General features: G+C 74.6%; 10 protein-coding genes. 2 read left to right on the forward strand and 8 right to left on the reverse strand.

Going from position 1 to position 8,967, the window contains the following annotated elements:
- The first annotated feature begins 22 nt into the window (after positions 1-22).
- A complete protein-coding gene (locus tag EAD96_RS29845; protein ID WP_121686578.1) occupies positions 23-565 on the forward strand; it encodes an RNA 2'-phosphotransferase in 543 nt (180 codons plus the stop codon).
- A 7-nt stretch (positions 566-572) separates the two neighbouring features.
- On the opposite strand, the gene EAD96_RS29850 is transcribed toward EAD96_RS29845, so the two are convergent.
- The 6 genes from EAD96_RS29850 to EAD96_RS29875 all read right to left on the reverse strand — a co-directional run bounded on the left by EAD96_RS29850 (position 573) and on the right by EAD96_RS29875 (position 6,503).
- Positions 573-1,856 (reverse strand): sulfite oxidase, encoded by a 1,284-nt coding sequence (locus EAD96_RS29850; RefSeq protein WP_121686579.1) that lies wholly within the window; start codon positions 1,854-1,856, stop codon positions 573-575.
- Between the two features lie 86 nt (positions 1,857-1,942).
- Positions 1,943-2,581 carry a hypothetical protein gene (locus EAD96_RS29855; RefSeq protein ID WP_121686580.1) on the reverse strand — a complete coding sequence of 213 codons (639 nt, stop codon included), beginning with the start codon at positions 2,579-2,581 and terminating at the stop codon, positions 1,943-1,945.
- Positions 2,578-3,984: a selenium-binding family protein gene (locus EAD96_RS29860; RefSeq protein ID WP_121686581.1), complete on the reverse strand. Its 1,407-nt coding sequence runs from the start codon at positions 3,982-3,984 to the stop codon at positions 2,578-2,580. The genes EAD96_RS29855 and EAD96_RS29860 overlap by 4 nt, the downstream gene beginning before the upstream one ends.
- Positions 3,985-4,000: 16 nt before the next feature.
- Positions 4,001-4,726, reverse strand: coding sequence for an ABC transporter ATP-binding protein (locus EAD96_RS29865; RefSeq protein WP_071094656.1), 726 nt, complete (start codon positions 4,724-4,726; stop codon positions 4,001-4,003).
- Positions 4,699-5,535: an ABC transporter permease gene (locus EAD96_RS29870; RefSeq protein WP_071094658.1), complete on the reverse strand. Its 837-nt coding sequence runs from the start codon at positions 5,533-5,535 to the stop codon at positions 4,699-4,701. Before EAD96_RS29870 ends, EAD96_RS29865 begins: the two co-directional genes overlap by 28 nt.
- On the reverse strand, positions 5,532-6,503 hold the full coding sequence (locus tag EAD96_RS29875) for a sulfonate ABC transporter substrate-binding protein (protein ID WP_121686582.1): 972 nt from the start codon (positions 6,501-6,503) through the stop codon (positions 5,532-5,534). The genes EAD96_RS29870 and EAD96_RS29875 overlap by 4 nt, the downstream gene beginning before the upstream one ends.
- A gap of 143 nt (positions 6,504-6,646) precedes the next feature.
- Between EAD96_RS29875 and EAD96_RS29880 the strand changes: the two genes are divergently transcribed.
- Positions 6,647-7,813: an LLM class flavin-dependent oxidoreductase gene (locus EAD96_RS29880; protein WP_121686583.1), complete on the forward strand. Its 1,167-nt coding sequence runs from the start codon at positions 6,647-6,649 to the stop codon at positions 7,811-7,813.
- An 8-nt stretch (positions 7,814-7,821) separates the two neighbouring features.
- Here the strand turns inward: EAD96_RS29880 and EAD96_RS29885 are convergent, their stop codons facing one another.
- Together EAD96_RS29885 and EAD96_RS29890 are read right to left on the reverse strand one after the other, a co-directional pair.
- On the reverse strand, positions 7,822-8,331 hold the full coding sequence (locus EAD96_RS29885) for an NUDIX domain-containing protein (protein WP_120569555.1): 510 nt from the start codon (positions 8,329-8,331) through the stop codon (positions 7,822-7,824).
- 41 nt (positions 8,332-8,372) lie between these two features.
- A complete protein-coding gene (locus EAD96_RS29890; RefSeq protein WP_121686584.1) occupies positions 8,373-8,933 on the reverse strand; it encodes an NADAR family protein in 561 nt (186 codons plus the stop codon).
- Positions 8,934-8,967 lie beyond the last annotated feature (34 nt).

Here is an 8,967-nt window from a genome sequence, read left to right on the forward strand (position 1 = left end):
GCTGCGGAATCACACTGGGCGGGTGGAACACCGGGATCTCGTTCGGGTGAGCAAGCGGCTGTCGCTGGCGTTGCGGCACCGGCCCGACGCGTTCGGACTGCGACTCGACCGGGCCGGGTGGGTGCCGGTCGCCGACGTGCTCGCCGGGCTGCGGATCAGCCGCGCCCAGCTGGACGCCGTGGTCGCGGGCAACGACAAGCAGCGCTTCGCGGTCGAGGCAGGCCCGGACGGGGGCGGCCGGATCCGCGCCAACCAGGGGCACTCCGTTCCGGTCGACCTCGGCCTGACTCCGGCCGCGCCGCCGCCCCGGCTGTTCCACGGCACCGCCGAGGCCGTGCTGGACGCGATCCGGGCGCAGGGGCTGCGCCGGGGCGGGCGGCACCACGTACACCTGTCGCCGGATGTGGCGACGGCCCGGCGCGTCGGTGCGCGCCGGGGCGGCGCGGTGGTGGTGCTGACCGTGGACGCGGCGGCGATGGCCGAGGCCGGGTACCTGTTCTACCGCTCGGCGAACGGGGTGTGGCTCACCGACACCGTCCCGCCGCCCTACCTCGGCACCACCTGAGCGGCGGTCAGCAGGCGGTCACGGGGTGGGCCACCACGGCGTCGAAGAGGTACGCGAGGTCGTTCGGCGCGGCCCGGTCGGGCTGGACCGCGCCGGTGCAGTCCGTGGCGCGGGCACGCAGGACGTGCCGTCCGGCGGCCTCAGGGCGCCAGCGGGCGGTCCAGCGCTGCCAGGCGCCACCCCGGTCGGCCTCGACCAGGTCGGCGGGGCGCCACCCGTCGCCGGTGTCCACCTCGACGTGCTCGATCGGGCCGTTGCCGGACCAGGAGCGGCCGGTCAGCAGCATCTCCTCCCCGGCCGGCACCCGGGCGTCCCAGGGCAGCTCGAACGCGCTGCGTACCGGCTGAGCGGTGAGCATCGTGCCGTCGGCCGGGTGGCCGGGACCGAACATCCGGTAGAACTGCGTGTTCCACGGCGAGAACAGAGGGCTGGTGGAGACCTCGATCGCGCCCACCCACTTGATCGAGGAGATGCCGACCCAGCCGGGCACCACGACGCGCACCGGGAAGCCGTGGTCGGGGGGCAGCGGCTCGCCGTTCATCTCGTACGCCAGCAGCACGTCGTCGAGCGCCTTGGCGACGGGCATCGGGCGGCGTACCCGGCCGAGGTTGACCCCGCCGGAGACGTAGTCCGGGTCGAGGCCCTCGGGCATCACGTCGACCGCCTCGTCGCGCAGCCCGGCCAGGCGCAGCACCGTGCCGAGCCGCACGCCCCGCCAGCGGGCCACGCCGACGCTGCCCAGTCCCCACGCCACGCCCGGGGCGGGCTCGTCCTGCTGCTCGGCGAAGTAGCGCCGTCCGTTTCCGGCGCACTCCAGCAGCGCCGCGTGCTCCTCGGCGGGCAGCCGGCGCAGCTCGTCGAGGTCGAACTCGACCGGGTTCTCGCGGGTGGGCGCGCCGCGCAGGCCGTCGCCGAACAGGCGCAGTCGCCAGATGGCCGCGTCCAGGTGCGGGGTGACCGTGTGGTTGCGGACGAAGAAGCGGTCGGTCGGGACCACGTACCCCTGGCCGGCCATCGACGGCCAGCGCATCTCGGCGTTGGTGTCCAGCGGGCGCAGCAGCTCCGGCGGCAGCGGCTTGACGATCGGCGCGCCGGGGTCGACGCCGACCGGCGCGGACGCCACCGCGACCGGCTCGCGCTCCGCGGCGGCGGCGGTCACCGCGGCCATCGCCGCGCCCACCTCCAGCAGCCGGTCGCGGTCGACGCCCGGCCCGTGCGCCTGCCCGGCGAGCCACTGCCGGCTCCGGTCGGCGTCGTGGACGGCTTCGGCGGGGGACGGGGACTGACTCACGACTGACCTCCAGGGTGGGCGACGCTGCCTTTCCTATTCAATCAGTAGGACTTTTCATCGATCCGTCGCAGGTGGCGGGCGACGACTCACGCCGCGCCGAGCAGCGTCACCACCCCGGCCGCCACGAGCACACCGGCCCAGAGCCGGTCGACGTTGAACCAGGCGCGGCGCAGCACACCGACGCCGAGCACCTCGTACACCAGCAGGGCCACGGCCAGCGCGACGGCGAGCATGGCGGCGGTGTGCACGGCGGCGGCGAGCAGGCCGGTCAGCGCGCCGGCCGGCGCGGCGGCGAGGTGCCCGGCGTGCGGGCCTCCGCCGGCCGCCGGTTCGGCGAGCAGCACCGGCAGCAGCATCAGGCCCGCGCCGTGCGCCGCCGACATCAGGAACGACCAGGCGGTGAGCTGCGCCGCCGACAGCCGCATCCCGGCCCACCGGAAGTGCCGGTCGGACAGCAGCCGCCACAGCCCGAAGCCGACCAGCAGCACCCCGCCGGCCACCGCGACCGCCGTGCTCGCCGTCACCGACCGGGTGGCGCTCACCAGGGCGGCGACCACCGCCACCGAGGCCAGGTGACCGGCGGCGATGGGCGGCAGGGCCTCCAGCAGCGCGGCCCGGCGGCGCTCCTGGAGGCCCCGGGCCACCGCGAACAGCCACCCCATCGCCGGGTTCAGGCCGTGGAACGCGCCGAGGCCGGCCAGCGCCGCCCAGGTCGCGCCGGTCACGGGAAGCAGTACGAGTCGGACGAGGCGTCGCCGCCCTGCAACCGGGTCTGGTGCACGCGCAGGCCGCGGAATTCCTCCCCGCGCGGGAAGAACCGCGGGTCCGGCACCAGGCCCCCGTGCTCCGGGTCGACGTCGAGCTTCGCCACCCAGGCGCCCACCCCGTCGGGGTAGAACTGGTCGTCCCAGGCGCCGTAGAGCGAGTTGCTGACGTAGACGCGGCGGCCGTCCCGGCTGATCTCGACCATCTGCGGCCCGCCGGCCAGCGGCTCGTCCGGGAACGCCGGGTGCGGGGTGCGGTTGACGATGCCGCCCAGGCGCACCGAGCCGACGCGTACCGGGTGGAACGGGTCGCTGACGTCGTAGCGGATCAGTTCGCCGGTGCCCCAGCAGGAGACGTGCAGGAACCGGTCGTCCACCGACAGGTCGATGTCGGTGACCAGCGGCGGCACCGCCCCGAACGGCTTGAGCAGGTCCGGCAGGTCGGCCGGGTCGGCCGGCTCGGCCGGGATGTCGATCACCTTGGTCACCGCCCAGGCGTCGCCGTCGCGGTGCCACAGCCAGATCGAGGCGGACAGGTCCTCGACGTTGATCACCACGCCGACGAAGCCGTACGACTTCGTCGGGTCGTGTGCGGGGCGCAACTCCAGCGGCATCTGGTACTGGTCGCCGAGGTCGACGCGCTGCACGTGCCGGCGCTTCGCCAGGTCCCAGAAATGGATCGCGTGCCCGTACCCGCGGCCCAGCAGCAGCTCACCGACGATGCCGTCCTCGATCATCGACGGCGTGCCCCACTCGCTGGTGACCAGCACGTCCTGGGTGTAGTGCCACCAGAAGTCGTACGCCAGGAACTGCGGCCCCCGGTCGGCCTCCCACGCGCCGCGTACCTCGAACGTGGTGTGGTCCAGCACGGCGATGCCGCCGGGCCCCTCCTGCCCGTCCGCGCCGCCGAGTGCGGAGACGTAGATGCCGTCCGGCCCGCAGTGCACGGTGTGCGGACGGGAGTATCCGGCGCGCTTGCCGAGTTCCTCCGGCCCGATCACCTTGACCAGTTCGGGGGCGCGCGGGTCGGTCTTGGTGTCCAGCACGTGGATCCGGGACGAGCGCAGGCCCGGCACGATCAGGTAGCGGCGTTCCACGTGCGGGTGCGGCGCGGTCGGGCAGAGCGCGCTGCTGCACGCGTTCCACCCGAAGTGGTGCAGTTCGTCGCCGGTGTTCGGCAGCTCCGTCCATCCCACCACCCGGCCGTACGAGCCGGAGTCCGGGTCGGTGTCGAGCACCGCGATGGCGTCGGGGCGCTGCCCGGCGCGGTCGAACGCGGCGACGTACGCGAGTTTCTCGGCCGGCGCGGTCGCGGCGAGTGCGGGGGAGGGGTAGAAGGTCGGGTCGGGCGTCCAGCGGGTCATCGGGTCTCCCTCGCGGTCAGCCGGCGGGTACGCCGAGGCGGTCGAGCAGGTGGCGGCGCAGCGCGCCGAGGGCCGGGTCGTCGGGGCTCGGGGACGGGCCGAGGCGTACCGGCACCTCCTCGGCGATGACGCCGTCGTCGAGGAGCAGGACGCGGTCGGCGAGCAGCAGCGCCTCCTCCACGTCGTGGGTGACCAGCAGCGCGGCGAAGCCGTGCTGGGCGCGCAGCCGCCGCAGCAGCCCCTGCATGCGCAGCCGGGTCAGCGCGTCGAGTGCGCCGAACGGCTCGTCGAGCAGCAGCAGGTCCGGTTCGCGGACCAGCGCGCGGGCCACCGCGACCCGCTGCGCCTGCCCGCCGGACAGCTCCGCCGGCCAGGCCCGGCCCCGGTCGGCGAGCCCGACCTCGGCCAGCGCGCGGCCGACCCGCCCGCCCACGTCCGGCCCGGTCAGGCCGAGCGCCACGTTGTCGGCCACCCGCTTCCACGGCAGCAGCCGGTGTTCCTGGAACACCACGGCGGCGGTGCCGTGCACCGCGTGCTCGCCGCCCGCGTCGCCGTCGAGCCCGGCGAGCACGCGCAGCAGCGTGCTCTTGCCGGAGCCGCTGCCGCCGAGCAGCGCCACCGTCTGGCCGGCGGCGATGGTCAGGTCCACCCCGGCCAGCACCACGGCCGGGCCGAAGGACCGGGTCACCGCCCGTGCGGTGAGCACCGGCCCGGTCAGGTCGCGCGCAGTCCGCGTCGCCACGCCAGCGTCCTCCTCTCCGCGTACCGGATGAGCAGGTCGGAGGCGAGCCCCAGCAGCGCGTAGATGAGCAGGCCGAGCACCACCACGTCGGTCTGGCTGAACTCGCGCGCCTCCATCATCAGGAACCCGACGCCGGTCTGCGCGTTCACCTGCTCACCGACGACCAGGCTGAGCCAGGCCGCGCCGATGGCCAGCCGCAGCCCGAGGAAAAGCGCCGGCAGCGCGCCGGGCAGCACCACGTGCCGCAGCCGGGCCGCCGCGCCGAGGCCGCAGGTGCGCGCCGCCTCCACCAGCCGCTCGTCGATGTCGCGGATGCCGGCGTACGTGTTGAAGTAGATGGGGAAGAACGCGCCGAGCGCGACGAGCGTGACCTTCAGCGACTCGCCGATGCCCACCCAGATGATCAGCAGCGGGACCAGGCCCAGGTGCGGCAGCATCCGGGCCATCTGCACCGGCGGGTCGACCAGGTCGTCGCCGAGGCGCAGCAGCCCGGCCGCGGCGCCGAGCACCAGCGCCAGGCCGCCGCCGATGAGCAGGCCGAGCGCGGCGCGGGTGAGCGAGTCGAGCAGGTGCACGCCGAGCGTCCCGTCGCTCGCCAGCCGCCACCCGGTCGCGAGCACCGCGCTGGGCGCGGGCAGCTTCTCGGGGGCGAGCAGCCCGGTCCGCGCGGCGACCTCCCAGCCGAGCGCCAGCACGACCGGGCTCACCGCACGCCGCCACCGCCGCGAGACGCGGGCCCGCGACCGCCGCGGCGTCGCCCGATCGGGTACGACCGGAGCGGTCGCCTCGGCCAGCGCCGGACCGCTCACTGGAACGCCTCGTTGAACCGGCCGTCCACCCGACCGGCGATGTCGACCGGTCCGGGCACCAGCTTCAGCTCCACGAAGCTGTCCGCGATGGCCTGCAACTCCGCGCCGATCTCCGGGGTGACCGGGGCGAGCGGCTTGGCGCTTCGGGCCAGCGCCCGGGTGGTCACGTCGAGCGGGATCTTCAGCTCCGGGGCGAGGATGGCGGCCCGCTCGCTCGGGTGGGCGATGCCCCAGTCGGTGGTCTGCCGGTACGTGTTCAGGAACGCCTGCACGTCAGCGGTGCGGTTCTTCACCGCGTCCGGCGCGGCCAGCACGTACTCGCGGTTGCCGGCCAGGCCGGTGGCGTCGGCGAGCACCCGGACGCCCGGCTGTTCGGCCAGCGCGAAGTAGGGGTCCCAGATGATCCACGCGTCGACCTGCCCGTTGTCGAACGCGGGCCGTCCCTCGGCGGGCTTGAGGTACTTCACCTTGATGTCGGAGAGCGTCATCTTGTTCGCCTCCAGCAGCTTCACCAGCAGCCAGTGCACGTTGGAGCCCTTGTTCAGCGCGACGGTGCGCCCGCGTAGGTCGGCGAATCCACGATACGGGCTGTCCGCCTTGACCAGCACCGCCTCGCCCTGCGGGATCGGCTGAGAGGTGCCGACCACGGAGAACGGGATCTTCCCGGCGGCGGCGAACACCGGCGGCGCCTCGCCGACCTGGCCGATGTCGATCGAGCCGGCCTTCAGCGCCTCGGTCAGGGCCGGTCCGCTCTCGAACAGCGACCAGGTGACGTTCTTCGCGTCGCCGCGCGCCTTGACCAGGCTGAGCCCGCCGAAGCGCTGGTAGCCGATCCGCAGCGGGCCGTCGCCGCCGCCGCTGGCGTCGGCCGCCTCGCCGCCGCAGGCCGTCAACGCCGTCGCGGCAAGCAGCGCGAGGGTGGTGAGCAGCGCGGCCAGCGGCCGGCGGCGGGATCTGGGGGTACGCATGACGACTCCTCGGGGAGGGGAAGGGCCCGGCGTCGACGGGCGAGAGCAACCTACCAACCCGATAGGTTTTATGGGTAGGGTGTCGGCGTGGTCGTCCCACCCCTCAGGAGGCGGCCCGCCCGACCGCGCACCGGAGGTACACCATGTCGCTCACCTTCCACTGGTTCCTGCCGACCTACGGCGACAGCCGGGACATCGTGGGCGGCGGTCACGGCGTACCGGTCGGCACGGCCGGTGGCGCGCGACCGGCCAGCGTCGCGTACCTGGGGCAGATCGCCCGCACCGCCGAACAGCTCGGCTTCGCCGGGGCGCTCACCCCGACCGGCGCGTGGTGCGAGGACGCCTGGCTGACCACCGCGATGCTCACCGAGGTGACCGAGCGGCTGAAGTTCCTCGTCGCGTTCCGGCCCGGCCTGCTCTCACCCACCCTCGCCGCGCAGATGGCGTCCACGTTCCAGCGCCTGTCCGGCGGGCGGCTGCTGCTCAACGTGGTCACCGGCGGCGAGTCCGCCGAGCAGCGCGCGTACGGCGACTTCCTGGACAAGGACGCCCGCTACGCGCGTACCGACGAGTTCCTGCACGTGGTGCGGGCGCTGTGGCGCGGTGAGACGGTCGATTTCGACGGCGCCCACGTCCGGGTCGAGGGCGCCCGGCTCGGCCGGGTGCCCGACCCGGTGCCGCCGGTCTACTTCGGCGGATCGTCCGGCGCGGCCGGGCCGGTGGCGGTACGCCACAGCGACGTGTACCTGACCTGGGGCGAGCCGCCCGCGCAGGTGGCCGGCAAGCTGGACTGGATCCGCGGGCTCGCCACCGAGGCCGGCCGCGAGCTGCGGTACGGCATCCGACTGCACGTGATCAGCCGCGACACCGCCGAGGAGGCGTGGGCCCAGGCCCGCAAGCTGCTCGACGGCATCCCCGAGGCCGACGTGCGCGCGGTGCAGGAAGGGCTGCGGCGCAGCGAGTCCGAGGGGCAGCGGCGGATGCTCGACCTGCACGGCGGCTCCCGCGACGGGCTGGAGGTCTCGCCGAACCTGTGGGCCGGATTCGGCCTGGTACGCGGCGGCGCGGGCACCGCGCTGGTCGGCAGCCACACCGAGGTCGCCGACCGGATCGCCGAGTACCACGCGCTCGGCCTGGACGAGTTCATCCTCTCGGGCCACCCGCACCTGGAGGAGGCTTACTGGTTCGGCGAGGGCGTGCTGCCGATCCTGCGGCGGCGCGGGCTGTGGCGGCACCCGGCCGGTGAGCCGGAGATCGAGGCGCCGGCGGCCGTGCCGTTCTCACCCCAGCCCGTCCCGGCGGGCGGCTGACCGCCAGGTCAGAGCGGGCGTTGGCCGGCGAGGAAGTCGGCCAGCACCCGGGTGTGCGTGGAGAAGGCCAGCTCGACCGGATCGGTGAGCACCAGCCACTCGGTGGCCTCCTCGGTCGGCGCCGACGGCGGCAGGTCACCCACCGGCCGTTCGGGCAGCACGCCGAAGACCATCATGGTGCCGCCCGCCGGGGCGCCGTGCACCGCGAACAGCCGCGCCTCGCCCGCCTCGGCCAGCAGCCCGGTCTCCTCGCGCAGTTCGCGGACGAGCGCCTCGGACCACTCCTCGCCGTACTCGACGAAGCCGCCCGGCAGCGCGAGCTGCCCACGCGCCGGTTCGATGTCGCGGCGCACCACCACCACGCCGAGTCCTTCCGGCGTGCGGACCGGCAGCACCGCCACCGCCACCGGCAGCGGATTGCGCCACACCGTCTCGCCGCAGGAGGAACAGACACGCGGCCACCCGGCGCCCGCCGGGTAGGCCGCGCCGCAGAACGAGCAGTGCGAGTACGCGGTCACGACGCAGCACGTTACCCGCACCCCCGGCCCCGGATCAGGCGTCACCCCCTCCGGCCGGCGAGCGTGGCGCGCGCCTCCATCAGGGCGAACCCGAGCAGGTTGTCGCCCCGCCACGTCGCCGGGTCGGCGGCGCGCGGGTCGTCGGCGGTCAGGCCGATGCCCCAGACCCGGTCGGTCGGGCTGGCCTCGACGAGCACCCGGTCGCCGGTGCCGAGCAGGAACCGCCGCAGCGGCTCGTGCTGGGCGAACTTGGCGACGCTGCCGGCCACCACGATCTCGTGGCGGCGGGCCGTCCAGGTCGCCTCGTCGAAGTCGCGGACCTGCCGCCCGAGCGCCTTGGCCCGGTGCGGATGCCCGGCGGCCAGCACGCGCTCGGCGATCGCGTGGTCGCCGAAGAGGGTGGCCTTGTGCCACATCATCCAGTGCTCGGCCGTCGCGAACTCGCGCCCGTCCACCGTGAACGCCGCCGGCCACCACTGGCTCAGGCAGCTCGCGCCGATGCTGCCGTCAGGCCGTGGCCGGTGCCCCCAGAAGTGCAGGTATTTGAACGTCTCGCCGGCGTCGAGCGCGGCGGTCAGGTCGGCGACGGAACGGATCGGCATGCCCGCAGTCTGCCCCACCCCACCGACATCCCAC

It is taken from the genome of Micromonospora sp. BL1 (genome assembly GCF_003667485.1).
Taxonomy (GTDB): domain Bacteria; phylum Actinomycetota; class Actinomycetes; order Mycobacteriales; family Micromonosporaceae; genus Micromonospora; species Micromonospora tulbaghiae.

Bases quoted from the DNA above. Each gene is read 5' to 3' on its own strand.
- EAD96_RS29860 (WP_121686581.1), bottom strand. From the start codon at position 3,984: ATGACCCGCTGGACGCCCGACCCGACCTTCTACCCCTCCCCCGCACTC.
- EAD96_RS29875 (WP_121686582.1), bottom strand. From the start codon at position 6,503: ATGCGTACCCCCAGATCCCGCCGCCGGCCGCTGGCCGCGCTGCTCACC.
- EAD96_RS29880 (WP_121686583.1), top strand. From the start codon at position 6,647: ATGTCGCTCACCTTCCACTGGTTCCTGCCGACCTACGGCGACAGCCGG.
- EAD96_RS29890 (WP_121686584.1), bottom strand. From the start codon at position 8,933: ATGCCGATCCGTTCCGTCGCCGACCTGACCGCCGCGCTCGACGCCGGC.